Below are 24,235 nucleotides of genomic sequence, written 5' to 3' on the forward strand. Positions count from 1 at the left end.
GTCCGTAGTGTGAGGCCAGGCAGGAGCTGAAAACGGCGCCAAGTCCCGTCGTAGCGCGCTGTGAGCGCGACGCGCGGGTTGCGACCAAGCCCGTGTGTGCAGTGTAAACCGTGCTTGCCAGGCCCGAGTAAGGCATCATGGCGCGCTTCGATTGCTTAACCGGCGCAAAAGGCGTTTCCATGTACCCGATTCTTGATATTGACGCCCAGTTGTTGCTGGCCACCCTGTTTGCTGCAAAAAGAAAGCCGACCGAACTGGTCGGGATCGTGACCGCAGCCGAGTTGCTCGACTGCCCGATCAACTCCACCAACCTGTGGGCGGAGTCCTTTCGCCGCCTTGCCACGCACGGCCTGATCGTTGCGGACGGCGAGCTCTACGCGCTGACCCCAGCGGCCCAGGCGATGGCAGAAGGTCTGCCGAAGAAGGCCGATATCTCGGAGCGTGTGTTCCTGGTCCGGGAGAAGCTTTCCGCCTATACGCCCGCCGAGAAGAGCCCCTCGATTCCCATGACCGGGGCGCAGTTCGACGAGGCGATTCGCGCTCACAAGGCCATTACGCGGCAGAGCGGCAAGAACCTGCTGATGCCAAAACCCAAGCTGGACGATGATCAGCGCCGTCCTGCACGCAGACCCTTCGGTGCCGGTCGACGCCGGAGCTGAGGCTCACGACTTCGTTGTCAGATGCAGTGCCCTTCAGGGGCTGCATTGGATGGATCTTCAAGCTCAGGCGGGCTTCCAGCGCAGAACAATCTGATCTGCGAGTTCAGTCAGCTCAGACGCAATAAGATCAGGCGCCGGAACCTCTGCTGCGGGCAGGATTGCATTATGCGGACGCGTAATGAGTGCCCCGCGCCAACCGGCGGCCTGTGCGCCAATCGTATCCCACAGGTGACAGGCAACAAGGCACAGCGCCGATGTGTCCGCACCCAGCTCCGACGCGACCAGCTGGTAGGTTTCCGGGGCCGGCTTGAACTTTCTGACCGACTCGACGCTGAACGAACGCTCGAAGAATGGCGCAATCCCAGCGCGCTCAAGCGCCGTGGGCGACGATGCGCTTGCCGAGTTCGTCAGCGTTACCATCCGGAAGCCCGCATCGCGCAGCCGCGTGAGCGCAGGCGCGACGTCCGGATGGGCCGGCATCTCATTCATTCTCGTCTTGAGCTCGCTGATGTCGGCGTCGGCAAGCGTCACGCCACGGGTGGCCGCCACCATGCTCAGGCTGCCCACTGCGAGCGCCCCGAAGGGGGTGTAGAGCCCCGAGAGCGTCATCGTCTGTGAGTACAGGATCAGTTGCGCAAACCACTCCCGCAGAACGAACGCGTCACCAAAGACACGTTCGAAAAGGGGCTCGAGCGTCGTGATGTCGAGAAGGGTCTCGTTTACGTCGAATACGATGATCGAAACCGGCAAGTCCTTGTCCATGGAGCATCCTTTCTCGGCGCGCCTGCTGCCTTGTCTGTGCCTTGATGGCATGGCCTGGAGCGACAGGGCTGGTGAACGCGAAAGTTCATTCTAGTCCCGTACGCCACGGGGTGTGCCTGATCAGCCGTTCAGTCATGTCGCGGCAGAAGAGGCCGATCGCACAGCGGCCAAGGCCGCAGCCTGCCACGCGCGCGGTGGAGGAGTGCGTGGGAGATTGAAGGATCACGCAGTGGCTCTGTCGGCAGGCATTGCGCCAGTCGTGCCGTGAGGGGCAGGGGAATACACGGGGGATCCTCGACTGCGATGGAACGCTTGTTGTCAGACCACCGCAGTATTCGAACGTATGGCCCGCCTCATTCCGTTCCTGCGTGCGTGAGGACTGGCAAGGTCAGCGCAGGTCCTGTTGGGGCACGCTCCGATTGAACTGGTCGAAAAGCCGTACGAGCGCCGATTGACGCTAAAACAGGCTGGCTGTGCAAACTGAATGTCCCCGGGTTCTCTGAACATCTTCGTTGCGTCACAGCTTGAGGCTGCGGGATGTCTGGAGGCTCCGGCAATTTACCTCGTGCGGTCGCCGAACGACGGAAGGCGTAGGCATCTGGGCAATCCTGATGCTGACTTCGCATCCCGCAAACGCAAAAATGCCACCCCGGAGGATGGCATTTTCGCTTTGCTTCTGGCTCCTCGACCTGGGCTCGAACCAGGGACCTACGGATTAACAGTCCGGCGCTCTACCAACTGAGCTATCGAGGAATAAACTCTTGCTGCAACGTTCCTTGGGGGCTTCCCCTGCGGCTGCAAAAACTGTCTGCAACCGCTGCTGAATTCTTCTGGCTCCTCGACCTGGGCTCGAACCAGGGACCTACGGATTAACAGTCCGGCGCTCTACCAACTGAGCTATCGAGGAACAGAGGCGCGCATTGTAGGCTGCGCCTTCTGGTTCGTCAAGAAATAAACTGCATTTTTTTATGCAGTCCGTCTCTCCTTCTTACTTCACGACTGCGGCGATGGCCTTGGCGACGTAACCGATGTTCTTCGTGTTCAGTGCGGCCAGGCAGATACGACCGGTCGACACGGCGTAGATGCCGAAGTCGGTCTTGAGTTGCTCGACCTGTGCAGCAGTCAGCCCGGTGTAGGAGAACATGCCGCGCTGCTTGATGACAAAGGAGAAGTCCTGTGCCACACCAGCAGCCTTGAGCTGTTCGACCAGGCTGGTACGCATGTCGCGGATGCGGTCACGCATGCCGGCCAGTTCATCTTCCCACTGCTGACGCAGCTCGGGGGAGTTGAGCACCGCTGCAACCACGGCGCCACCATGGATCGGCGGGTTGGAGTAGTTGGTGCGGATGACGCGCTTGACCTGGGACAGCACGCGTGCGCTTTCTTCCTTGGCGGCGGTGATGATCGACAGTGCGCCCACACGCTCGCCGTAGAGCGAGAAGCTCTTGGAGAAGGAGCTGGAGACAAAGAACTGCAGCCCGCTGGCGGAGAAGGCGCGCACAGCGACGGCGTCGGCTTCGATGCCGTCGGCAAAGCCCTGGTAGGCCATGTCGAGGAAGGGGATCAGTCCGCGGCTGCGGCAGGCGTCAACCACATCGTTCCACTGGGCGTCGGAGAGATCGGCGCCGGTCGGGTTGTGGCAGCAGGCGTGGAGGATGATGATCGAACCGGCGGGCAGGCTGTTGAGCTTGGCCTTCATGCCTTCGAAATTCACGCCGCGGGTGGCTGCGTCGTAGTACGGATAGGTTTCGACCGGGAAGCCGGCGGATTCGAACAGGGCGCGGTGGTTTTCCCAGCTCGGGTCCGAAATGTACACCGTTGCACCCGGCTGCAGACGCTTCAGGTAGTCGGCGCCGACCTTGAGCGCGCCCGTGCCGCCAAGAGCCTCGATGGTCACGACCTGGCCGTTGGCGATGAGCTGCGAGTCCTTGCCGAGCAGCAGGTTCTGAACTGCAGTGTTGTAGGTGGCTGCGCCTTCGATGGGCTGATAGCCGCGCGGCGGCATCGCTTCCAGGCGGGTTTTTTCGGCCGCGCGAACGGCACCCAGCAGCGGAATCTTGCCGTTGTCGTCGTAATACACGCCGACGCCGAGGTTTACCTTCTCAGCACGCGTATCGGCATTGAAGGCCTCGTTGAGACCGAGGATCGGGTCGCGGGGTGCCATTTCGACGGCGGCGAAGATCGATGCAGACATGTTAGCTCCAGTAGCACTTGCGGTTCACGCCCGTCCGGCAGGGAAACTGGCCGTGCCTTGACGCGCGTTTTGGGAAATAATCGTTGTTTGCCCTAGCAGATGCCTCAAGTTCGGGCGTCGGCTGAAACAATCGGAAATTCTAGCATGCAGAGTTCAGACGGTAGCGCCTCAGCGAGCACAACAGACGTTGTCACCTTCGAAGGCAGTCCGTTTCGTCTGCACCGGCCTTTTCCGCCCGCAGGCGATCAGCCGCTCGCGATCGCAAAACTGGTCGAGGGGGTCGAGGACGGGTTGATGTATCAGACCCTGCTCGGGGTGACTGGCTCCGGCAAGACCTACACCATGGCCAACGTCATCGCACAGATGGGGCGCCCGGCACTGGTGCTTGCGCCCAACAAGACGCTTGCTGCGCAGCTCTACGCGGAGTTTCGCGAGTTTCTTCCCGAGAACGCGGTGGAGTATTTCGTCAGCTACTACGATTACTACCAGCCCGAAGCCTATGTGCCGTCCCGAGACCTGTTCATCGAGAAGGATTCGTCGATCAACGAGCACATCGAACAGATGCGTCTGTCGGCCACGAAAAGCCTGATGGAAAGACGCGATGTGGTTATCGTGGCCACCGTGTCCTGCATCTACGGTATCGGCGACCCGGTCGACTATCACGCGATGATCCTGCACCTGCGCGAGGGCGAGAAGGTCGGTCAGCGTGACCTGATTCAGCGGCTGGTGGCCATGCAGTACACGCGCTCCGATATCGATTTCCGTCGTGGCACCTTTCGCGTGCGGGGTGATGTGATCGACGTGTTCCCGTCCGAGAACGCCGAGTTGGCAATCCGCATCGAACTGTTCGACGACGAGGTCGAGCATCTGACCCTGTTTGATCCCCTTACAGGGCACCTGAAGCAGAAGCTCGGGCGTTTTACCGTCTACCCCTCGAGCCACTATGTCACGCCGCGCGAAACGGTGCTGAAGGCGATCGAAGCCATCAAGGACGAGCTCAAGCTTCGCGTCGAGCAGTTCTATGGCGAGAATCAGCTGGTCGAAGCGCAGCGCATTGAGCAGCGCACACGTTTCGATCTGGAGATGCTGAACGAAATGGGCTTCTGCAAGGGCATCGAGAACTATTCGCGCCACCTTTCCGGACGCAGCCCGGGCGAGCCGCCGCCGACCCTGATCGACTACCTGCCGCAGGACGCACTGATGTTCATCGACGAGTCGCATGTGTCGATCGGACAGGTGGGGGGCATGTACAAGGGCGATCGCTCGCGCAAGGAAAATCTGGTCAATTACGGCTTCAGGCTGCCGTCGGCGCTGGATAACCGTCCGCTCAAGTTCGATGAGTTCGAACGTCTGATGCCGCAGACGATTTTCGTCTCAGCCACGCCTGCCGCGTACGAAGCGGAACACCAGGGGCAGGTGGTGGAGCAGGTCGTGCGACCAACCGGCCTCATCGACCCCGTGGTCGAGGTTCGTCCGGCCACCACCCAGGTCGACGACCTGCTCAGTCAGATCAAGGCCCGCGTCGCCGTGGGTGAGCGGGTGCTGGTGACCGTGCTGACCAAACGCATGGCCGAGGATCTCACCGACTACCTCAACGAGAACAGCGTCCGCGTGCGATATCTGCACTCGGATATCGATACCGTCGAGCGGGTCGAGATCATTCGCGATCTGCGCCTGGGCGAGTTTGACGTGCTGGTGGGGATCAACCTTCTGCGTGAAGGCTTGGACATTCCCGAGGTGTCGCTCGTGACCATCCTCGACGCGGACAAGGAGGGCTTCCTCCGCTCCGAGCGTTCCCTGATCCAGACCATAGGTCGCGCTGCCCGTCATATCAATGGCACGGCCATCCTCTACGCCGACCGGGTCACACGTTCGATGCAGCTTGCGATCGATGAAACAGAGCGCCGGCGGACGAAGCAGATTGCCTTCAACGAGGCAAATGGTATCGTTCCCAAAACCGTCACCAAGCGGATCAAGGACATCATCGACGGGGTCTATTCCGTGGACGATGAGAAAAGAGCTTCGGTTGCAGCCGAAGCGCGGGCTGACTATGCGCTGATGGACGAAAAGGCGCTGGCCCGGACAATCAAGAAGCTGGAGAAAGAGATGCAGGAGCACGCTCGCAACCTGGAGTTCGAGAAGGCGGCTGCGGCTCGGGATGAACTGTTCCGCTTGAGGGAGCGGGCGTTTGGTGCTGATCAGCACGGAAACACCTAAAGGGAGAGCATGAAGCGAATTCTTTTTGTATGTTCGGGAAACATCTGCCGTTCGCCCACAGCCGAGGGCATTGCCAGACACTTCATCGAAACATCCGGGCTCGAGTCCGACTTCGAGGTCGACTCGGCGGGCACGCAGGGCTATCACGCGGGCGAGCCGCCGGACCCGCGCGCCATGAAAGCCGCAGCGCAACGCGGCTACGATCTCTCGCCCCTGCGCGCGCGCAAACTCGAGATCACCGACTTCCAGCAATTCGATCTGCTGCTGGCAATGGACAGAGGGCATCTGGAGTACATGGAGCGCAACTGCCCTGATGTGTATCAGCCAAAGCTTGCGCTGTTTCTCAAATTCGCACCCGAGCTGGGGGAGGAGGTGCCCGACCCTTACTATGGCGCAGTGAACGGCTTCGAGTTCGTTCTTGATCTGTGTGAGAAAGGCGTCGAACGGCTGCTGACTGGCGCGCTGGACAGGCGTTGAGCGCCCTGATTTCTTAGCTTCAAAACGAAAAAATGGCCGCCAGGGGATTCCCCTGACGGCCATTTCTTCATCATGCCGCCCGATCGGGCGGCATTGGCGTGCTTACTTCTGCGTTTCTACCTGCTGCAAGGGTTCTTCGACGATGACGACCGGAGCCCTGGGCTTGCGGCCGAGTTGCTGCGGCGCTTCCGGTGCGCCGTTGCCGAAGCTGACCTTCTTGTCCTGGCTGGTTTCGATCATGACCAGGCCGGCGTCTTCAAGTACGCCTGCAAGGTCGATCGGTCCCAGCGCTGCAGGTGCCTGCGCGGATGCACTTGCTGCAACCGGAGCTGCTTCCTCGGCGTCATCGGCCGGGGGCTCGACTTCGGTTGCTGTGACGACGGCTTCAGCCTCGACGACAGCCGATGCTGCTTCAGGCTCGACCGCAGCCGGTGCAACTTCGGCAACAATCGCTTCGACTGCTTCAGGGACTTCCGGCGAAGCCGTTTCCACTGCTGCAGCGGCATCCTCCACGGACGCTTCGACAGCGGCGGGGGCCTCGATCTCGGTCCTTGCCGGTTCGACAGCGGTCTCTTGTGCTTCGACCGGGCTGGCGACTTCGACGACCGGCTCAGCTGCAGCCGTCACGATCGCAGGCGTCTCAACTTCAGCAGAAGCAGCAGCGGGGGCTGTCTCGGTTGCAACTGCACGCACCGGCATTGGTGCCGGCTCGGCGTTGATCTGGACTTCGACCGGGCTTGCCGTTTCCGAAACCGCGACCGGCAGTTCTGCAGCCGCACCTTCAGCGCCTGCATCGCTCATCGTGGCCGCGGTAGCAGCCACAGCGGCGACAGCTGCGGTCGAGCTGTCAGAAGCGGCGCTGTCGCTGTCGGCAGTTGCCTGCTGATCGACCGTCTCCTGGTTCTCACCCGTGCGGCGGTCACGACGTCCCCTGCTGCGACGACGGCGCTTCTCGGGCACGCCTTCTTCGCCTGCCGGCGCGGTGGTCACGACCGCTTCTGCGACACCTGCCGCAACGATGGCTGCGTTATCGGCCATCTGCTCGGCGCTCGCTTCTGCCGCCTTCGCGTTGTCGTCCTGACGCGGCTGACGCTGACGACCACGACCGCGGCTGCGGCCGCCTTCTTCAGAACGTTCGCCACGTTCGGTGCGCTCGCCACGTTCCTGACGTTCCTGCGCCTGACGCTGAGGCTTCTCGCGCTCAGTGCTCTCGGCCTTCTCGGCACGGGCGCCGTTGCGCGCGTTGCTGCCTTCGCCTTCGGTGCGCTCACCGCGCTGGCCGTCACGACGTCCGTTGCGACCGCCGCGGCGTTCGCCACCGCGCTCGCCACGGCCACGCGCTTCGCGCTTCGGCGTCGTTTCAGCGACAGGTGCCGGTGCGGATGCCGGGGTCGGCTCGCCGGTCAGCCAGCCGAGGAAGCGCGCAATCAATCCCTTGGCGGGTGCGGCAGCGGCTGCGACGGGGGCGGCTTCAGCACGCGGTGCGATGACCGGTGCCGGTTGCGCGGGCGAAATGCCCTTCACGGCAGCTTCCTGTCGCGCAGGCTTGTCGCCTTCCTTGGCGGGCATGCCGATTTCGGCTTCGGTCGGCTGGTGCACCATCTGGTAGCTGGCCAGCGCGATGTCTTCCTGGTTGAGCTGGTCGTGGCGCAGGCGGACGATTTCGTGTGCTGGCGTTTCCATGTGCCGGTTCGGCACAATGATCAGCTGAACCTTGTGGCGATACTCGATGCGTGCGATATCGACCCGCTTCTCGTTGAGCAGGAAGGTAGCGACATCGACCGGCACCTGCAGGTGCACTGCGCCGGTGTTGTCCTTCATCGCCTCTTCTTCGAGGATGCGGACGATGTGCAGCGCCGACGACTCGGTGCTGCGGATGTGTCCGGTGCCATTGCAGCGCGGGCAGGTGATGTAGCTGGTCTCGGCAAGCGCCGGACGCAGGCGCTGACGCGACAGCTCGAGCAGACCGAAACGACTGATCTTCCCGGTCTGAACGCGGGCGCGGTCGTGGCGAAGGGCGTCGCGCAGGCGATTCTCGACCTCGCGCTGGTTCTTCTGCGACTCCATGTCGATGAAGTCGATGACGATCAGGCCGCCGAGGTCGCGCAGACGGAGCTGACGCGCGATTTCGTCTGCCGCTTCGAGGTTGGTGCGGAACGCGGTTTCCTCGATGTCGGCACCCTTGGTCGCACGACCCGAGTTGACGTCGATCGAGACCAGCGCTTCGGTGTGGTCGATCACCACGGCACCGCCGGACGGCAGGCCGACCTGGCGCGAGTAGGCCGATTCGATCTGGTGTTCGATCTGGAAACGGGAGAACAGCGGAACGTCGTCGTTGTAACGCTTGATCCGGTTTACATTGCCCGGCATCACGTGAGCCATGAACTGGTGGGCCTGTTCATGGATCTCGTCGGTGTCGATCAGGATTTCGCCGATATCGGGCTGGAAGTAGTCGCGGATGGCGCGAATCACCAGGCTGCCTTCCTGATAGATCAGGAATGCGCCGGTCTGTCCCTGCGCCGCGCCTTCGATGGCGGTCCACAGTTGCAGAAGGTAGTTGAGGTCCCACTGCAGTTCTTCGGCGCCGCGGCCAATGGCGGCGGTACGCGCAATCAGGCTCATGCCGGTGGGCACTTCGAGCTGATCCATGACCTCGCGCAACTCGGCGCGCTCGTCACCCTCGACGCGGCGCGATACGCCACCGCCACGGGGGTTGTTCGGCATCAGTACGAGGTAACGGCCGGCCAGCGAGATATACGTGGTGAGGGCTGCACCCTTGTTGCCGCGCTCATCCTTCTCGACCTGAACAATCAGCTCCTGGCCTTCGCGCAGGGCTTCCTTGATGCTGGCCTTGCTGGCGTCGACGCCGGGCTGAAAATAGGAACGCGAGATTTCCTTGAAGGGCAGGAAGCCGTGCCGCTCAGCGCCATAATCAACAAAGGCGGCCTCGAGGCTGGGCTCGAGGCGAGTGATGACCGCCTTGTAGATATTGCTCTTGCGTTCTTCCTTGTTGGCCGATTCGATGTCGAGGTCGATCAGTTTCTGACCGTCAACGATAGCGACGCGCAGTTCTTCTGCCTGCGTCGCATTAAAGAGCATTCGCTTCATTTTGGATCGTTCTCCCGCGCAATGCACACGGGCAGGACGAACGGCGCGCACCATCGCGCTTTCCGGGGTCAGGAGCAGTTGGGTAGGGCTACTTTCATCCGGTGGTCAATATTGGCTGTGATGGGTCGGCTGGTCGATACTCTCTTGAATCTGTCTGCCAGTGTCCTTGGATCAGCAGACAAATGCATTTGATCCTGCGTATGTGTTGCGCGTCTAAATCCAACCGCAAGGCTGGATGGGTGTGTCGAAGTTTGTCGATTGCGTTACCATCGGCGCCTTTTTGGGCTTCGTGTGGCACGCTTCGGTTTTCCGGGAGCGCTTGTGCGGGCTCATCGTCGTTCATCCTCAACCGCCTCGTGGCGCGAGGGGATGCCGACCGCAACCGGAATCAACCGCAGGGAAGTATATTTCAGGATGACGACTCAAGGCAAAGCGATTGCGGTTCGGCACGAAAGGATTGATGAGGCTGCCGCTGGCCAGCGCATCGATAACTACCTGTTGCGTATCGCAAAGGGCGTGCCGAAAAGCCATGTTTACCGCATTTTGCGCAGCGGAGAGGTGCGGGTGAATGGTGGGCGGGTGCAGCAGACCTACCGCCTGGTGGAGGGTGACGAAGTGCGCATCCCGCCGATGCGAATCTCCGAATCTGCGCGCTCCGTTCCGCCTCCCGCTGGCAAGGCGCTGCCGGTTGTGTATGAAGACGATGCGCTTCTTGTCATCGACAAGCCTTCAGGCAAGGCAGTTCATGGCGGCAGTGGCATCAGCCATGGCGTGATCGAGCAATTGCGCGTGCAGCGCCCGGAGCTGAAGATGCTTGAGCTTGCGCACCGCCTCGACCGCGAAACATCAGGACTGCTGATCGTCGCCAAGAAGCGCTCGGCGCTGACTGCGCTGCATGACATGATGCGCGAAGGCGCAATGGAAAAGCGCTATCTGACCCTGGTGCCCGGACGCTGGATCAACCCGGTACAGCACGTCAAGGCGCCGCTCTACAAATTCCTGACTCCGGAAGGAGAGCGGCGGGTCCGGGTCAGCCCCGATGGCAAGCCGTCGCACAGCATCGTCCGCCTGGTGCGGCGATGGAAGCGTTTCAGTCTGCTTGAGGTCGAACTCAAGACGGGCAGGACGCATCAGATCCGCGTACATCTTGCGCATCTCGGCTTTCAGTTGTGCGGGGATGACAAGTACGGAGATTTCGCGCTGAACAAGGCGCTTGAAGGCGAGGGCTTGAAGCGGATGTTCCTGCATGCTGCGAAGCTGAGCTTCATTCATCCGCTTACGGGTGAGCAACTTGTGCTCGAGGCGTCGCTGCCGCCGGAATTGCAGCAATTCATTGATCGACTGGATGCACTGGAGCCCGAAAAGAATGGCTGAACGCTTTGATCTTGTAGTGTTTGACTGGGATGGCACCGTCCTGGACTCCGCGTCGGCGATTGTGCAATCGATCGTGGCTGCCTGCAGGGATCTTGGCTTGCCCGAGCCCACCGAAGAGCGTGCGCGCTACGTCATTGGTCTCGGCCTTGGCGATGCGCTGCGACATGCGGTGCCCGAACTGGCTGAAGAGCAGTATCCGCGGATGGTTGAACGTTATCGTCACCACTACCTGACTGCCGACCAGGAGCTGACGCTGTTTCCGGGGGTGGCTGGCACGATCGAGTGGCTGGTAGGGCAGGGGCGCTATCTCGCGGTTGCGACCGGCAAGAGTCGCAACGGACTGAATCGCGCACTGGCTCATTCTGGCCTCGGGAAGTTCTTTCACAGCACGCGTTGTGCTGACGAATGCTTCTCGAAGCCTCATCCTGCGATGCTCGAGCAGTTGATGGAAGAGCTGGGCGTCGGTCCCGAGCGCACGCTGATGATCGGTGACACGACGCACGACCTGCAAATGGCGAAGAATGCCGGCGTGGCGGGGCTCGCCGTCAGCTTCGGTGCGCATCCTGTCGAGGCTTTGCGCGCCGAATCACCGCTTGCCTGTGTCGATACGCCGCGCGAGCTCGATGCATGGTTACGGAAAAACATCTGATCTGCAGCGCAGACGCGCTGGTCGACGGCGGCGACGGGGTTCGCTTCGCGGTGCCGGGGCCGGGATATCTGGCCGGCCCTGCCTTCGTTGTTCGGTATGGCGGTAATGTGTATGCCTACCTCAACCGCTGTGCCCATGTCCCGGTTCAGCTCGACTGGATGGAAGGCAAGTTTTTCGACCTGACGCATCATCTGCTGGTGTGCGCCGTGCATGGCGCGCACTACGATCCACGCGACGGGCGATGCGTGATGGGCCCTTGCAAGGGCGCTTCGCTGCATGCACTCAGGGTTGTCGAGGAGGATGGTCTGATCTACTTCCTCACGGACGCCGGATCAACGCAAACCTGAGCCGGGGCTGGGCTCGCGCCCTCAGGCTGCGCCTGCAAGCAGCAGGAACAGCGCCGGGCGCTTGGCGATGTATGGGCGCTCCGCCTTGCGCCACGCACCGATGGAGCGCGTTACCAGATACTCGTTCGCGGTGCTCAGGTCGCACGCAATGCAGAGTCGCGTTTCGCCACCGCACACCTTGAGCAGGGCATCGAGCATGCGGTCGTTGCGATAGGGCGTCTCAATGAAGATCTGCGTGCGCCCCAGTCTTCGCGACTCCTCTTCGAGCGCACGAAGATGTACGTCGCGTTCGTTTTCCTGGACGGGCAGGTAGCCATGAAAGGCGAAGCTCTGACCGTTGAGGCCTGAACCCATCAGCCCAAGCAGAATGGAGGAGGGGCCAACCATCGGTGCAACCCGGATTCCGAGTGCGTGCGCGCGCGCAACCAGTCTGGCGCCCGGGTCGGCTACGGCGGGGCAGCCGGCATCGGACATCAGTCCGACATCGCGACCTTCGAGTGCGGGCCTGAGCAATGCGTCGAGCGCTGCGTTGTCGGCCTTCTCCGGCAGTTCCTTGATGTCCGTGTCGCGCAGGATGCCGGGAAAGTCGAGCTGCTTCAGATGGGCGCGGGCAGCGCGCGCGTTTTCGACGACGAAGTGCTGCAGTCGGGCGGCGCACTGCTGCACGTCTGCCGGGAGAAACGATGGCCAGGCGGCATCGCCCAGGCTGACGGGAACAAGAAAAAGGGTTCCGCGAGCAGGTGTGTTCATGGCAGCAGCACACCTTCGGCGCGCAGCATGCGCGACAGTGCGATCAGCGGAAGTCCGATCAGTGCAGTCGGATCGTCACCCGCAAGGGCGTCGAGCAAGGTGATGCCAAGACCTTCGGATTTCGCGCTGCCGGCGCAATCGAGCGGCATTTCGGCGTCGATGTAGCGACGGATCTCGTCATCGCTCAGAGTGCGAAAGCGGACCCGGGTGACCACGCCTTCGCATTGCACCCGCTTGGTGTCGGCGTTGATGAGGGCGACGGCGGTGTGAAAGATGACCTCGTGACCGCTCATGCGCGTGAGCTGGGCGATTGCACGCTCGACCGTGCCTGGCTTGCCGAAGATCTCGGTGCCCATGTAGGCAACCTGGTCGCTGCCAATCACGAGCGCGTGCTCCAGTGTTTCGGCAATCGCGCGTGCCTTGTCGATCGCAAGGCGTTCGGCGAGTGCTGCAGGGAGCTCGCCCGGGTGCGCTGTTTCGTCGGTTTCGGGGCGTGCCGTTTCGAACGGGAGCTGAAAACGCTCGAGGAGTTGCTTGCGATAAGGGGAGGTCGATGCGAGGACGATCTTCATGAATTCTTGATTGTGCGATGTTTTCGCCGCAAAGCGTGGATGGGCTTTGACAGCAAGCGGGAAAAAATAATATCATGCGCGGCTTATGTCCAACCAAGACGCAAAACTCGGGCACATCCCGGATGTATTCAAGTTCGCGTACGAACAGCGCAGGCTGTCCGGCGAGGTGAAGGTTGCCGCTTTCGAGCGGCTCGCTGACCTGCTGACGGATCAGTCCGGCGTGATTCGCTACAAGCTTGAAGGTGACGTGGATGCGATGCGCAAGCCCCGGCTTACGCTGACGATCGACGGCAGTCTGATGTTGCGCTGTCAGCGATGTCTCGGTGGGCTTGGTTGGGATCTGTCGGTACGCAATGCGTTGCAACCGGTTCGCTCGGGTCAGGAAATTCCCGAGGAAGAACTGGAAGACGATGAGGTGGATGCAATCGAGATCGATGGTGATCTTGATGTGCTCTCGCTTCTCGAGGACGAGATTCTTCTCGCCCTGCCGCTTGCGCCCCGGCATGATGAATGTGGAACGCTTCGCCCTGAGGGCGGGGCAGTAAAGGAATCGCCTTTTTCGGTACTGTCAGGCCTGCGGGCTAAAAACTAGTTCGGATCAGGTAACGTTTTTGTATTAGGAGTTTTTCATGGCTGTCCAGCAGAACAAGAAGTCCCCGTCCAAGCGTGGCATGCATCGTGCGCACGATTTTCTGACCGCGCCGGCTCTGGCTGTTGAAGCCACGACGGGTGAGGTTCATCTGCGTCACCACATCAGCCCGAACGGTTTCTACCGCGGCAAGAAGGTTGCCAAGGCCAAGGGCGAATAAGTCCGCGTCCTGAAATACAGGAGGCGGCGCAGGGCGCATTGCGCCTGCGCCGCCTTTTTTATCCTCATATCCTGAATCACGCGAGAAGCCGATGGGTGTCACCGTTGCAATCGACTGCATGGGTGGCGATCACGGCCCGGTCGTGACCGTGCCTGCTGCGCTGTCATTTCTGCGCAGCCATCCTGCCGTTAACGCGATCCTGGTCGGGCGCGAAGATGTGCTGGCGCCGCTGCTTGGCGACGCGCTGGCCGGCCTCGGTTCCCGGGTCCGTGTTCACCATGCGTCCGAAGTTGTCGGAATGGATGAGCCGCCTGCAATTGCCATGCGCAATAAAAAGGACTCGTCCATGCGCGTTGCTGTTGATCTGGTGAAAGCCGGTGAGGCAGCCGCAGCGATTTCGGCAGGCAATACGGGTGCGCTGATGGCGATTTCCCGTTTCGTGCTGAAAACCCTCCCCGGTATTGACCGCCCGGCGATCTGCTCCATCCTGCCAGCCGTGAAAGGGCACACCTACGTGCTCGACCTCGGCGCGAACGTGGACTGCACAGCCGAGCACCTCCTCCAGTTCGGCATCATGGGCTCGATGCTGGTGGCTGCGGTCGACCACATTGAGCGTCCGCGAGTGGGTTTGCTCAACATCGGCGAAGAGGCGATCAAGGGTAACGAAATCGTCAAGCAGGCTGGCGAACTCCTGCGCGGCAGCGGACTGAACTTCTGCGGCAACGTCGAAGGGAACGACATCTACATGGGCTCGGCGGACGTCGTGGTCTGTGATGGCTTTGTCGGCAACGTCGCGCTCAAGACCTCCGAAGGACTGGCCCAGATGCTGTCCACCTTTCTGCGTGAGGCCTTCGGTCGCAATATTTTCACCAAACTGATGGCGCTTGTTGCACTGCCGGTGCTCAAGCAGTTCAAGCACCGGGTCGATCACAGGCGCTACAACGGAGCCGTGCTGCTTGGTTTGCGTGGGGTCGTCGTGAAGAGTCACGGCTCCGCCGATGGTTTTGCCTTTGAGCAGGCCATCGCACGGGCGGCAGATGCGGCGGGGAATCAGCTGATCGAACGGATCAGCAGCAAAATGGCGAGCATGAGCGAGGCTGCAGCATGATCTATGCAAGGATTGCGGGCACCGGAAGCTATCTTCCCGGCGAACCGGTCAGCAACGACGATCTCGTACGACGCGGAATTGATACGTCGGACGAGTGGGTGATGACGCGAACCGGCATCCGTTCGCGACATCTTGCTACTGCCGAGGTCGGCTCCAGCGATCTCGCACTGATTGCATCCGAACGTGCGATCGAAGCAGCGGGCTGCGAGCCTGACGAGATTGATCTCGTCATCGTTGCGACCTCGACGCCCGACTACATTTTTCCAAGCACTGCAGCACTGCTGCAATCGAAGCTCGGTATCCGCAACGGCGGCCCGGCGTTCGACGTGCAGGCCGTATGCAGCGGTTTCGTGTATGCACTGACGGTGGCAGAGAAGTTCATTCGCTCCGGAAGTCACAAGCGTGCGCTGGTTGTCGGCGCCGAGGTCTTCTCCCGCATCCTGGACTGGTCCGATCGAGGCACCTGCGTGCTGTTCGGAGATGGCGCGGGCGCGGTCGTGCTCGAAGCATCCGAGCAGCCCGGCATTGTGGCCTCTGCGCTTCACGCCGATGGCAGCCATCACCCGATTCTCTGTGTACCCGGTGGCATTGCCTCTGGACAGGTGATTGGCGACCCCTTCCTGCGCATGGATGGCCAGGCCGTGTTCAAGTTTGCAGTCAAGGTGCTCGGCGATGTCGCACACGAAGTGCTCGACATGGCTGGCGCCGAGGTTGCAAGCGTTGACTGGCTGATTCCTCATCAGGCAAATATCCGGATTATCCAATCGACCGCCAAGCGTCTCGGCATTTCGATGGACAAGGTGATCACGACGGTCGAGCGGCACGGAAACACCTCTGCCGCGTCGATTCCGCTCGCGCTCGACCTTGCCGTGCGCGACGGACGCATCCAGCGCGGGCATCGGGTTGTCATCGAAGGCGTGGGCGGCGGCTTCACCTGGGGCGCAGCCCTGATCGATTTCTGAGTCCTTCCTTCATTCAAACGGAGAGATGATGGCATTTGCACTGGTTTTCCCCGGCCAGGGGTCGCAGGCGGTTGGCATGATGACCGCGTACGGCGAGTCTGCAATCATTCGTGAAACGTTCGCCGAGGCCTCGGAGGCACTTGGCGAGGATCTGTGGCAGATGGTGTGCGAAGGTCCGGCCGAGCGTCTGTCGCTCACGGTTAACACTCAGCCGCTGATGCTGACTGCCGGTGTTGCTGCATATCGCGCCTGGCTGGATGCGGGCGGTCCGAAGCCAGCCCTGGTTGCCGGGCACAGCCTGGGTGAATATTCGGCGCTGGTCGCCGCCGGGGCGCTCGCGTTTGGCGATGCCGTTCCGCTGGTGCGCTTCCGTGCGCAGGCAATGCAGGAAGCCGTTCCCGCCGGTGAAGGTGCAATGGCTGCCTTGCTTGGCCTTGAGGTCGATGCCGTGCGCGAAGCCTGTCAGGAAGCCGCGCAGGGTGAGGTGGTCGAGGCCGCCAATCTGAATGCGCCGGGCCAGATCGTGATTGCCGGAGCAAAGGCCGCGGTAGAACGCGCGATTGAAGCAGCCAAGGCGCGCGGTGCAAAACGTGCCATGCTGCTGCCGGTGTCGGCACCCTTTCACTGCGCCCTGATGGGACCTGCAGCGGAACGCCTGGCCGAGCGCCTGATGACGGTCAATGTCATGACGCCGTCAATCGAAGTGCTCAATAATGTGGATGTTGCCGTGTGTGCCGATCCGGCGCAGATCCGTGATGCACTCGTCCGGCAGGCTTTTTCGCCTGTGCGCTGGATCGAAACCATCCAGTCGATGGCAGGCCGTGGTATGACGCACATCATCGAGTGCGGACCCGGTAAAGTGCTGGCAGGCATGACCAAGCGTATTGCCAAGGAGGTCGAGGGCGGCTCGGTTCATGATGCAGCCAGTCTCGAGCAGATGATTGCCACAGTGAGGTCAGCATGAGTTTTTCGCTTGAAGGTCAGGTCGCACTGGTGACCGGCGCATCGCGCGGCATCGGACGTGCGGTTGCGATGGAACTGGGTCGCCTCGGTGCGACCGTGGTTGGTACGGCAACGTCGGAAAACGGTGCTGCCGAGATCGAGGCTGCAATCGCCGAAGCTGGATTCAAGGGTGCGGGACTGGTGCTAAACGTCACCGACGCTGCAGCCTGCGAGGCTGTCGTCGGCGATATCGAGAAGCGCTTCGGTGCCGTTGGCATTCTGGTGAACAACGCCGGCATTACCCGCGACAACCTCGCAATGCGCATGAAGGACGAGGAGTGGGATGGCGTCATCGACACCAACCTCAAAGCCGTGTTTCGCATGTCGCGACTGGTCATGCGCGGCATGATGAAGGCCCGCACCGGCCGCATCATCAATATTACGTCGGTGGTTGCCAGTGCCGGCAACCCGGGCCAGGCAAACTACGCAGCAGCCAAGGCCGGTGTCGCCGGCATGAGCCGTGCGCTGGCGCGCGAGCTGGGCAGCCGGAATATCACGGTCAACTGCGTGGCACCCGGATTCATCGATACGGACATGACGCGCGCCATGCCCGATGCGGCGCGCGATGCGCTCCTCGGCAACATCGCGCTGGGCCGTCTTGGACGCCCCGAAGAGATCGCCGGAGCGGTGGTTTTCCTCGCTTCGCCGGCCGCGGCCTACGTGACCGGCACCACCTTGCATGTGAATGGTGGAATGTACATGTCGTGAACGCTTGTCGCGATAGCGGAAGCGTTCCTTTTTGGTAGAATACACAGGTTTTTTTCTAACACACCTGCACTTTCAGGGAAGGAGTATGTTCATGGAGAACATCGAACAGCGCGTAAGAAAGATCGTTGCTGAGCAACTTGGCGTAAACGAATCGGAGATCAAGAACGAATCTTCGTTCGTGGATGATCTCGGCGCAGATTCGCTGGACACCGTGGAACTGGTCATGGCACTGGAAGAAGAGTTCGAGTGCGAGATTCCGGACGAAGAGGCCGAGAAGATCACCAACGTTCAACAGGCGATTGACTACGTCACCGCCCACCTCAAGAAGTAATTGCTTTCTTTCCGGACACCGCCGCGGTGGTGTCCGGATCGATCCTCATTCCTCCGCCTTGATTCCTTACGGAGATGCCCGTGTCGCGTCGTAGAGTCGTCGTCACCGGTCTGGGACTCGTCTCGCCGGTCGGCAATACCGTTCCCGAAGCCTGGGAAAACCTGATTGCCGGCAAGAGCGGCATCGGCCCTATCACCCGTTTCGATGCCAGTGCCTTCTCGGCCCGCATTGCTGGTGAAGTCAAGGATTTTGACGTCACCACCTATCTTTCCGCGAAGGAAGCACGCCGCATGGATGTCTTCATCCATTACGGCATGGCAGCCGGCATTCAGGCGATTCGGGACTCCGGAATCGAGGTGACAGCAGCAAACGCCGAACGCATCGGCGTCAATATCGGGTCTGGCATCGGCGGATTGCCGATGATCGAAGATACCCATGCGGATTTTGTTGCCGGTGGTCCGCGCAAGATCTCGCCGTTCTTCATTCCTGGTACGATCATCAACATGATCTCGGGCAACCTGTCCATCATGTATGGCATGAAGGGCCCGAACATCGCCGTCGTCACCGCATGCACTACGGGGCTTCACGCCATTGGCCTGAGCTCGCGCATGATCGAGTACGGTGATGCCGACGTGATGGTTTGCGGTGGTGCGGAATCCACGGTGACCGAACTTGCAGTCGGCGGCTTTGCGTCTGCAAAGGCACTGTCGACGCGCAACGACGACCCCACCACGGCCAGCCGTCCCTGGGACAAGGGGCGCGACGGTTTCGTGCTGGGCGAGGGTGCCGGCGTGCTCGTGCTCGAGGAATACGAGCACGCGGTCAAGCGCGGCGCCAAGATCTACGCCGAGCTTTCCGGCTTCGGCATGAGTGGTGATGCTTACCACATGACCGCACCGGACACCGACGGTCCGCGTCGCAGCATGGTGAATGCACTGGCAAATGCCGGCATCAACTGCAGTGATGTCGACTACCTCAATGCACATGGCACGTCGACGCCGCTCGGCGACAAGAACGAGACCGAGGCAATCAAGCTCGCTTTCGGTGCGGACGCCGCAAAGGGGCTGGTGGTGAACTCCACCAAGTCGATGACTGGACATCTGCTCGGCGGTGCAGGCGGCCTCGAGTCGATCTTTACCGTTCTCGCAGTACACCATCAGATTTCGCCGCCGACCATGAACATCTTCGAGCAGGATCCAGAGTGTGATCTGGATTACTGCGCGAACGAAGCGCGTTCGATGAAGATCGACGTGGCGATGAAGAACAACTTCGGTTTCGGCGGTACGAACGGAACCCTGGTGTTCCGCAGGGTGTAATTTTGGGCGAGCGGCGACACGCATGGTGTTTCCGCTCTCCCTGACGCTTCGAAGTTCCCGGGGCGTTCTGGCGTCAGTTTTCGCAGCACACGGTGCTGCGGGGCTGGCGCTTTTTCATGCGACGCGCTCCCCGTGGCTGCTCGCGGGTGGCATCGGACTGATCTTCCTCTCGGCGCTTGCTGGCTGGCGTGGCGAACTCAGGAAACAGGGCGTCGTGCTTGCACTGCAGGCGGACGGCGGCGTCAGTGTGAAGCGTGGCAACAGCGCGCCGGTGTTTGCCCGCGTGCGGCCCGATGCCGTTGTGTTCTCGTGGTCAGCGTGGTTCGCGCTGGAGATGCCGGAAACGGAAAGGGCAGGGCGCGCGCAACTACGGCTGATGCTGGTGAGGACGAATCTTCACCCGGACCAATGGCGCAGCCTTCAGGTGTGGCTGCGCCATCGCGCACTTGGCGCACCTGAGGCTAGCGCTTGAGCTTTCGCGGCCGCAGTACGGTGTCGCGTGCCTTGGGAAGCGTATCGGGGAAGTCGCTGGAGTGGTGCAGCCCACGGCTTTCCTTGCGTTTAAGCGCGCACTGCACGATCAGGTCTGCCGTCACGACCAGATTCCGGAGTTCGATCAGGTCGTTGGAGACGCGAAAGTTCGAGTAGTAGTCGTGAATCTCGCGCTCGAGCAGGCGAATACGGTGCTGCGCCCGCTGCAGTCGCTTGGTCGTACGCACGATGCCGACGTAATCCCACATTGCACGGCGGAGTTCGGCCCAGTTGTGCGAAATGACGACTTCCTCGTCGGCATCCGTCACCCGGCTCTCATCCCATTCAGGCAGCAGGTAGATCGGCTTGTTGGCGTTGGCAAGAATGTCCTGCGCCGCCGCCTCGCCGAAAACCAGACACTCCAGCAGGGAGTTGCTCGCCAGACGGTTGGCGCCGTGCAGACCGGTGCCAGCCGATTCTCCGACGGCATAGAGTGCCTGCACGTCGGTTCGCGCCGAGAGATCGGTGACGATGCCGCCACAGGAATAGTGCGCAGCGGGCACGACAGGAATTGGCTCGCGCGTGATGTCGATACCGAGCTCGAGGCAGCGCGCATGAATGTTCGGGAAATGGTTGCGCAGCCAGTCTGCCGGCTTGTGGCTGATGTCGAGATAGACGCAATCGAGGCCGCGCTTCTTCATCTCGAAGTCGATCGCCCGCGCAACGATGTCCCGGGGCGCCAGTTCTTCGCGGGCGTCATGCTCGGGCATGAAGCGGGTGCCATCTGGCAGACGAAGCAGGCCGCCTTCGCCGCGGACCGCTTCCGAGATCAGGAAGGACTTCGCCTGGGGATGGTAGAGGCAGGTCGGATGAAACTGGATGAACTCCATGTTCCTGACCCGGCAACCGGCGCGCCAGGCCATCGCGATACCGTCCCCCGTCGCCACGTCGGGATTGGTGGTGTAGAGATAGACCTTGCCGGTGCCGCCGGTCGCAAGCACCGTGCTGCGGGCGCTGAACGTGACCACATGCTCCTGGCGGATGTCGAGCACGTAGGCTCCGACGCAGCCGGCATCGGGGCGTCCGATCTTCTCGCCGAGCACGAGATCGATGGCGATGTGGTGCTCAAAGATATCAATGTTCGGATGGGCGCGGACCTCTTCGCTGAGGGTGGCCTGGACGGCTGCGCCGGTCGCGTCTGCAGCGTGGATGATGCGGCGGTGAGAATGGCCGCCCTCACGGGTCAGATGGTAGCCAAGCGCCGACTGGTCTTCCCGGGTAAACGGCACGCCGCGATTGATCAGCCACTCGATGGCCCTGCGGCCGTGTTCGACAACGAACCGGGTGGCGGCAGGGTCGCACAGACCGGCGCCTGCAGTGAAGGTGTCCTGGATGTGCGCTTCGATACTGTCGGTGGTATCCAGTACCGCAGCAATACCGCCTTGTGCCCAGGCACTTGCGCTATCGGCAAGCTCCCGTTTTGTGACGATGGCAACCCGCAGGCGGTCAGCGAGTCGCAGTGCGAGCGACTGACCTGCGGTGCCGCTCCCCAGAATGAGAACGTCGTACTGTTTGTGCAAGATGGCGGCCAAACGAATGGGTGAAGCTGTCAAATATATCACGCAGCCACGGGAGTGGGCGGCTGCAAGCCTTCCGTCATGCCCGATGCCGCTTTTGATGCCTATCGAATGGCGTAACGGACCGGATACCCCTGTTACCCTCTGAACTAATTTTGCAGCCGCCGGTCTTCAACCACAGAGCTTGATTTTGCTGTGTCTGCGGGCGGTCGCTTATACTTTGGCAGATTATTCATTCTCCGAAGAAGAACAGACCCCCAATGAGCGATCGTGAAATCGATCAGCAGCTGGTCGAACGCGTGCAGCGTGGCGACAAACAGGCCTTCGGTTTGCTGGTAAGCAAATACCAGCGAAAGCTGAATCGCCTGCTGTCGCGCCTGATTCGTGATCCGGCCGAAGTTGAAGATGTGGCCCAGGAGACATTCATCAAGGCTTATCGTGCCTTGGGCTCGTTCCGGGGTGAAAGTGCTTTTTATACGTGGTTGTACAGAATCGGTATCAACACCGCGAAGAATTACCTTGTATCGCAGCGGCGCAGAGCGCCAACGTCTACAGGGTTCGATTCGGAGGATGCCGAGACATTTGAGGATGGTGATCAGCTTCGTGACAACAACACGCCAGAGCGGCTGTTGATGACGAAGCAGATTGCCGAGACGGTGGACGAGGCGATGGCGGGGCTGCCCGAAGAGTTGCGAACGGCGATCATGCTGCGCGAGCTCGAGGGGCTCAGTTATGAAGAGATCGCCAACATCATGGACTGCCCCATCGGGACGGTTCGCTCCCGGATTTTCCGTGCGCGGGAGTCAATTGCTGAACGACTTCGGCCGTTGCTTGATACGGCTCACGACAAACGTTGGTAGGTGGCTGGCATGAACGAAAAACTTTCTGCACTGATGGACGGTGATCTTGATAATCAGTCTGTGCGCCTGATGGTCGACCGTCTGAACCGCGAAGACTCGTTGAAGAAGGACTGGGATGTTTACTGTCTGATCGGCGATGTGATTCGCGGGGATCAACAAGGCGCACCCGATATGGTGGCCCGCGTGATGTCAGGGCTGGATGATGAGCCCACCGTGCTCGCGCCGCGGCCGATGCCCGCCGAGGCTTCGCGCCGTGCGGTGTGGCATTCCCTGATGCCGATTGCGGCCTCGGTGATGGGCGTGGCTGTCGTTGGCCTTGTCGCCGCAACCATGTACACCGGCGACGCCGGGATAGCCCCGGTTGCCGCCGTGCCCCGTGTAGTCACGATGGCGCCGGTCCAAAACGTCTCGGTGACCGTTCCGGCATCGGTTGAGACCCGTCATCGCGAATACCTTTTCGTGCATCAGGCCTCCACGGGTGCAGGGCCGATGCCGAGCGCACTGCAGTACGTCAGGACCGTATCAGCACAGTCCGAGGAAACCTCCCGATGAGGTTCTGGCTTGTTGCGGTAGGCCTGTGTTCCTTGTTTTTCCAGTCCGTCGCCAGTGCCGAAGTGCCTTCGGATCCACTGTCATGGCTGGGCAAGATTTCGACGGCCAGCCAGCGTCTCAATTACGTTGGCACCTTTACCTATCAGTCGGGCACGCAGATCGAGACGTCCCGCATTGCGCATCGAGCCAATGGTGACGGCGAGTACGAACGTCTCGAGGTGCTCGACGGCAGTCCGCGTGAGGTCATTCGCAGCGCCGGCGAGGTACGCTGCGTGCTCCCCGAGCAGCGGACGGTGATCATTGACCAGCCCGGCAGCCGGCGTGTCTTTCCCGCGCGCCTGCCCGCGTCGTTCAACGGACTTGCCGAAAGCTACCGGATCCGCAAGGGCGAACGCGGGCGTGTTGCCGGCTACGAAGCGCAGTCCATCATTCTGGAACCACGGGACGACATGCGTTATGGCCACGTGCTGTGGGCAGAAGTGCAGACCGGACTGCTGCTCAAGTCACGGATGGTGGATACGCGTGGCGAGATGATCGAGCAGTTCACGTTCAGCGACCTTCGTATTGGCGGGGAAGTGGACAGTGCGCTGCTCAAGCCGCGTTTCAGTCAGGGTGAAGGATGGCGAGTGGTCAGTGTGCGCGGGGAGGAGATCAGCAAGGCTGATTCCGGTTGGCAATTGCGCACGCCGATCAACGGTTTTCTGCTCAATTCGGTAGTGCGACGTTCGCTTGGCGCTGACCGGGGCGATGCGGTGCATATGGTCTTCAGTGACGGACTCGCAGCCATCTCCGTGTTCATCGAGCCGACCGGACCGGAGGCTGCGGCCAACGTCGGTGCCTCCTCAAGCGGCGCAATCAATGTATTCAAGCGCACTGCTGGTGCTCACGTCGTGACGGCTCTCGGTGAGGTACCAGCCCGCGCAGTGCAGCGCCTGGCCGAGGGCATCGAAGCGGTGTCGAAATGATCGAAGCTCCGGCCGAAGTGCTTCGCGTCGAGGCGGGGAGGGCGTGGGTTCGCCTCAGTGAGAAGCAGGGTGGGTGCGGTCGTTGTGACGAGCCTGGTGGTTGTCGTTCGATGCGAATCACGGATACCTTCGGCTCGCCGAATCAGGTATTCACCCTCGACGACACTCTTGGACTGCATCCCGGCGAGCGGGTCAGAATCACGATTCCCGACGGTGCACCTTTACGGGCAGCGCTGCTCAGTTACGGGCTTGCCGTGGTGCTGATGATCATTGGTGCGGCAGTGGGGGGGCTGTTCCCGGAAACGGCTCGTGCCGACCTCGGTGCGGGCCTGGGTATGCTCTGCGGGCTGGGGCTTGCTGTATTCATCAATCGTCTGCTGGCGCGCAGCCGCAACTGGCGCGGCGGTCTGAGGATGACCTTGTCCCGCGACCTGACCGACTGCAGCCACGCCCACCTCTCATGAA

General features: G+C 61.4%; 25 protein-coding genes and 2 tRNA genes. 19 read left to right on the forward strand and 8 right to left on the reverse strand.

The annotated features are described in order from the left end of the window. Positions 1–137: 137 nt before the first annotated feature. Entirely contained in the window at positions 138–659 is a 522-nt protein-coding gene (locus CEW83_RS04040; protein WP_234418987.1) for a hypothetical protein, read from the forward strand. A 63-nt stretch (positions 660–722) separates the two neighbouring features. Here the strand turns inward: CEW83_RS04040 and CEW83_RS04045 are convergent, their stop codons facing one another. The 4 genes from CEW83_RS04045 to CEW83_RS04060 all read right to left on the reverse strand — a co-directional run bounded on the left by CEW83_RS04045 (position 723) and on the right by CEW83_RS04060 (position 3,615). Next, positions 723–1,421 carry a haloacid dehalogenase type II gene (locus CEW83_RS04045; RefSeq protein WP_108948195.1) on the reverse strand — a complete coding sequence of 233 codons (699 nt, stop codon included), beginning with the start codon at positions 1,419–1,421 and terminating at the stop codon, positions 723–725. A 677-nt stretch (positions 1,422–2,098) separates the two neighbouring features. Beyond that, positions 2,099–2,174: transfer RNA gene (locus CEW83_RS04050), tRNA-Asn, on the reverse strand. A 78-nt stretch (positions 2,175–2,252) separates the two neighbouring features. Continuing rightward, a tRNA-Asn gene (locus CEW83_RS04055) sits at positions 2,253–2,328 on the reverse strand. An 81-nt stretch (positions 2,329–2,409) separates the two neighbouring features. Continuing rightward, positions 2,410–3,615, reverse strand: a complete 1,206-nt coding sequence (locus CEW83_RS04060) for an amino acid aminotransferase (protein ID WP_108948196.1) — start codon at positions 3,613–3,615, stop codon at positions 2,410–2,412. 144 nt (positions 3,616–3,759) lie between these two features. On the opposite strand from CEW83_RS04060, the gene uvrB reads away from it, so the two are divergent. Further along, positions 3,760–5,832: an excinuclease ABC subunit UvrB gene (gene uvrB / locus CEW83_RS04065; protein ID WP_108948197.1), complete on the forward strand. Its 2,073-nt coding sequence runs from the start codon at positions 3,760–3,762 to the stop codon at positions 5,830–5,832. A gap of 9 nt (positions 5,833–5,841) precedes the next feature. Continuing rightward, a complete protein-coding gene (locus CEW83_RS04070) occupies positions 5,842–6,309 on the forward strand; it encodes a low molecular weight protein-tyrosine-phosphatase (protein WP_108948198.1) in 468 nt (155 codons plus the stop codon). A 102-nt stretch (positions 6,310–6,411) separates the two neighbouring features. Here CEW83_RS04070 and CEW83_RS04075 read toward each other — a convergent pair whose 3' ends face one another. Then, positions 6,412–9,417: a ribonuclease E/G gene (locus CEW83_RS04075; RefSeq protein WP_108948199.1), complete on the reverse strand. Its 3,006-nt coding sequence runs from the start codon at positions 9,415–9,417 to the stop codon at positions 6,412–6,414. A gap of 414 nt (positions 9,418–9,831) precedes the next feature. Between CEW83_RS04075 and CEW83_RS04085 the strand changes: the two genes are divergently transcribed. From CEW83_RS04085 to CEW83_RS04095, 3 genes are read left to right on the forward strand one after another with little or no spacing between them, the layout of a single operon-like run. After that, on the forward strand, positions 9,832–10,791 hold the full coding sequence (locus tag CEW83_RS04085) for an RluA family pseudouridine synthase (protein WP_108951192.1): 960 nt from the start codon (positions 9,832–9,834) through the stop codon (positions 10,789–10,791). After that, positions 10,784–11,440: an HAD-IA family hydrolase gene (locus CEW83_RS04090; RefSeq protein WP_108948200.1), complete on the forward strand. Its 657-nt coding sequence runs from the start codon at positions 10,784–10,786 to the stop codon at positions 11,438–11,440. Before CEW83_RS04085 ends, CEW83_RS04090 begins: the two co-directional genes overlap by 8 nt. Then, positions 11,419–11,787 (forward strand): Rieske (2Fe-2S) protein, encoded by a 369-nt coding sequence (locus CEW83_RS04095; RefSeq protein ID WP_108948201.1) that lies wholly within the window; start codon positions 11,419–11,421, stop codon positions 11,785–11,787. Before CEW83_RS04090 ends, CEW83_RS04095 begins: the two co-directional genes overlap by 22 nt. A gap of 21 nt (positions 11,788–11,808) precedes the next feature. Here CEW83_RS04095 and CEW83_RS04100 read toward each other — a convergent pair whose 3' ends face one another. Both CEW83_RS04100 and CEW83_RS04105 read right to left on the reverse strand, forming a co-directional pair. Then, positions 11,809–12,537 (reverse strand): SAM-dependent methyltransferase, encoded by a 729-nt coding sequence (locus tag CEW83_RS04100; protein ID WP_108948202.1) that lies wholly within the window; start codon positions 12,535–12,537, stop codon positions 11,809–11,811. After that, on the reverse strand, positions 12,534–13,109 hold the full coding sequence (locus CEW83_RS04105) for a Maf family protein (RefSeq protein WP_108948203.1): 576 nt from the start codon (positions 13,107–13,109) through the stop codon (positions 12,534–12,536). Before CEW83_RS04105 ends, CEW83_RS04100 begins: the two co-directional genes overlap by 4 nt. An 85-nt stretch (positions 13,110–13,194) precedes the next feature. Between CEW83_RS04105 and CEW83_RS04110 the strand changes: the two genes are divergently transcribed. From CEW83_RS04110 to CEW83_RS04150, 9 genes are all read left to right on the forward strand, one after another. Next, a complete protein-coding gene (locus CEW83_RS04110; protein WP_108948204.1) occupies positions 13,195–13,701 on the forward strand; it encodes a YceD family protein in 507 nt (168 codons plus the stop codon). Between the two features lie 37 nt (positions 13,702–13,738). Continuing rightward, positions 13,739–13,918 (forward strand): 50S ribosomal protein L32, encoded by a 180-nt coding sequence (gene rpmF / locus CEW83_RS04115; protein ID WP_108948205.1) that lies wholly within the window; start codon positions 13,739–13,741, stop codon positions 13,916–13,918. A gap of 91 nt (positions 13,919–14,009) precedes the next feature. Then, positions 14,010–15,026: a phosphate acyltransferase PlsX gene (gene plsX, locus CEW83_RS04120; protein ID WP_108948206.1), complete on the forward strand. Its 1,017-nt coding sequence runs from the start codon at positions 14,010–14,012 to the stop codon at positions 15,024–15,026. Then, positions 15,023–15,988, forward strand: a complete 966-nt coding sequence (locus CEW83_RS04125) for a beta-ketoacyl-ACP synthase III (RefSeq protein ID WP_108948207.1) — start codon at positions 15,023–15,025, stop codon at positions 15,986–15,988. The genes plsX and CEW83_RS04125 overlap by 4 nt, the downstream gene beginning before the upstream one ends. Positions 15,989–16,016: 28 nt before the next feature. Next, the gene (fabD, locus tag CEW83_RS04130) at positions 16,017–16,952 is read left to right on the forward strand and encodes an ACP S-malonyltransferase (protein WP_108951193.1); all 936 of its coding nucleotides are present in this window, start codon (positions 16,017–16,019) and stop codon (positions 16,950–16,952) included. Further along, entirely contained in the window at positions 16,949–17,698 is a 750-nt protein-coding gene (gene fabG, locus CEW83_RS04135) for a 3-oxoacyl-ACP reductase FabG (protein WP_108948208.1), read from the forward strand. Before fabD ends, fabG begins: the two co-directional genes overlap by 4 nt. Positions 17,699–17,789: 91 nt before the next feature. Further along, positions 17,790–18,029 (forward strand): acyl carrier protein, encoded by a 240-nt coding sequence (acpP, locus tag CEW83_RS04140; RefSeq protein ID WP_108951194.1) that lies wholly within the window; start codon positions 17,790–17,792, stop codon positions 18,027–18,029. Positions 18,030–18,109: 80 nt separating this feature from the next. Then, positions 18,110–19,345, forward strand: a complete 1,236-nt coding sequence (fabF, locus tag CEW83_RS04145) for a beta-ketoacyl-ACP synthase II (protein WP_108951195.1) — start codon at positions 18,110–18,112, stop codon at positions 19,343–19,345. A gap of 22 nt (positions 19,346–19,367) precedes the next feature. After that, entirely contained in the window at positions 19,368–19,817 is a 450-nt protein-coding gene (locus tag CEW83_RS04150) for a protein YgfX (protein ID WP_108948209.1), read from the forward strand. Here the strand turns inward: CEW83_RS04150 and nadB are convergent. After that, a complete protein-coding gene (gene nadB / locus CEW83_RS04155) occupies positions 19,807–21,396 on the reverse strand; it encodes an L-aspartate oxidase (RefSeq protein WP_108951196.1) in 1,590 nt (529 codons plus the stop codon). The genes CEW83_RS04150 and nadB overlap by 11 nt on opposite strands. Before the next feature lie 257 nt (positions 21,397–21,653). On the opposite strand from nadB, the gene rpoE reads away from it, so the two are divergent. From rpoE to CEW83_RS04175, 4 genes are read left to right on the forward strand one after another with little or no spacing between them, the layout of a single operon-like run. Further along, positions 21,654–22,253, forward strand: coding sequence for an RNA polymerase sigma factor RpoE (gene rpoE / locus CEW83_RS04160; RefSeq protein WP_108948210.1), 600 nt, complete (start codon positions 21,654–21,656; stop codon positions 22,251–22,253). A gap of 9 nt (positions 22,254–22,262) precedes the next feature. Continuing rightward, the gene (locus CEW83_RS04165; protein ID WP_108951197.1) at positions 22,263–22,805 is read left to right on the forward strand and encodes a sigma-E factor negative regulatory protein; all 543 of its coding nucleotides are present in this window, start codon (positions 22,263–22,265) and stop codon (positions 22,803–22,805) included. Further along, on the forward strand, positions 22,802–23,770 hold the full coding sequence (locus CEW83_RS04170; protein WP_108948211.1) for a MucB/RseB C-terminal domain-containing protein: 969 nt from the start codon (positions 22,802–22,804) through the stop codon (positions 23,768–23,770). Before CEW83_RS04165 ends, CEW83_RS04170 begins: the two co-directional genes overlap by 4 nt. Next, positions 23,767–24,234, forward strand: coding sequence for a SoxR reducing system RseC family protein (locus CEW83_RS04175; RefSeq protein ID WP_108948212.1), 468 nt, complete (start codon positions 23,767–23,769; stop codon positions 24,232–24,234). The genes CEW83_RS04170 and CEW83_RS04175 overlap by 4 nt, the downstream gene beginning before the upstream one ends. Position 24,235: the final 1 nt, after the last annotated feature.

The sequence above is a fragment of the Parazoarcus communis genome (genome assembly GCF_003111645.1).
GTDB classification, from domain to species: Bacteria; Pseudomonadota; Gammaproteobacteria; order Burkholderiales; family Rhodocyclaceae; genus Parazoarcus; species Parazoarcus communis_A.

Coding starts and splice junctions, on each gene's coding strand:
- CEW83_RS04150 (WP_108948209.1), top strand. CDS start 19,368: ATGGTGTTTCCGCTCTCCCTGACGCTTCGAAGTTCCCGGGGCGTTCTG.
- plsX (WP_108948206.1), top strand. CDS start 14,010: ATGGGTGTCACCGTTGCAATCGACTGCATGGGTGGCGATCACGGCCCG.
- CEW83_RS04105 (WP_108948203.1), bottom strand. CDS start 13,109: ATGAAGATCGTCCTCGCATCGACCTCCCCTTATCGCAAGCAACTCCTC.
- CEW83_RS04060 (WP_108948196.1), bottom strand. CDS start 3,615: ATGTCTGCATCGATCTTCGCCGCCGTCGAAATGGCACCCCGCGACCCG.
- fabG (WP_108948208.1), top strand. CDS start 16,949: ATGAGTTTTTCGCTTGAAGGTCAGGTCGCACTGGTGACCGGCGCATCG.
- CEW83_RS04125 (WP_108948207.1), top strand. CDS start 15,023: ATGATCTATGCAAGGATTGCGGGCACCGGAAGCTATCTTCCCGGCGAA.
- rpoE (WP_108948210.1), top strand. CDS start 21,654: ATGAGCGATCGTGAAATCGATCAGCAGCTGGTCGAACGCGTGCAGCGT.
- uvrB (WP_108948197.1), top strand. CDS start 3,760: ATGCAGAGTTCAGACGGTAGCGCCTCAGCGAGCACAACAGACGTTGTC.
- fabD (WP_108951193.1), top strand. CDS start 16,017: ATGGCATTTGCACTGGTTTTCCCCGGCCAGGGGTCGCAGGCGGTTGGC.
- CEW83_RS04175 (WP_108948212.1), top strand. CDS start 23,767: ATGATCGAAGCTCCGGCCGAAGTGCTTCGCGTCGAGGCGGGGAGGGCG.
- CEW83_RS04045 (WP_108948195.1), bottom strand. CDS start 1,421: ATGGACAAGGACTTGCCGGTTTCGATCATCGTATTCGACGTAAACGAG.
- rpmF (WP_108948205.1), top strand. CDS start 13,739: ATGGCTGTCCAGCAGAACAAGAAGTCCCCGTCCAAGCGTGGCATGCAT.
- CEW83_RS04040 (WP_234418987.1), top strand. CDS start 138: ATGGCGCGCTTCGATTGCTTAACCGGCGCAAAAGGCGTTTCCATGTAC.
- acpP (WP_108951194.1), top strand. CDS start 17,790: ATGGAGAACATCGAACAGCGCGTAAGAAAGATCGTTGCTGAGCAACTT.
- CEW83_RS04110 (WP_108948204.1), top strand. CDS start 13,195: ATGTCCAACCAAGACGCAAAACTCGGGCACATCCCGGATGTATTCAAG.
- CEW83_RS04085 (WP_108951192.1), top strand. CDS start 9,832: ATGACGACTCAAGGCAAAGCGATTGCGGTTCGGCACGAAAGGATTGAT.
- CEW83_RS04165 (WP_108951197.1), top strand. CDS start 22,263: ATGAACGAAAAACTTTCTGCACTGATGGACGGTGATCTTGATAATCAG.
- CEW83_RS04075 (WP_108948199.1), bottom strand. CDS start 9,417: ATGAAGCGAATGCTCTTTAATGCGACGCAGGCAGAAGAACTGCGCGTC.
- CEW83_RS04095 (WP_108948201.1), top strand. CDS start 11,419: ATGGTTACGGAAAAACATCTGATCTGCAGCGCAGACGCGCTGGTCGAC.
- CEW83_RS04090 (WP_108948200.1), top strand. CDS start 10,784: ATGGCTGAACGCTTTGATCTTGTAGTGTTTGACTGGGATGGCACCGTC.
- CEW83_RS04170 (WP_108948211.1), top strand. CDS start 22,802: ATGAGGTTCTGGCTTGTTGCGGTAGGCCTGTGTTCCTTGTTTTTCCAG.
- CEW83_RS04070 (WP_108948198.1), top strand. CDS start 5,842: ATGAAGCGAATTCTTTTTGTATGTTCGGGAAACATCTGCCGTTCGCCC.
- CEW83_RS04100 (WP_108948202.1), bottom strand. CDS start 12,537: ATGAACACACCTGCTCGCGGAACCCTTTTTCTTGTTCCCGTCAGCCTG.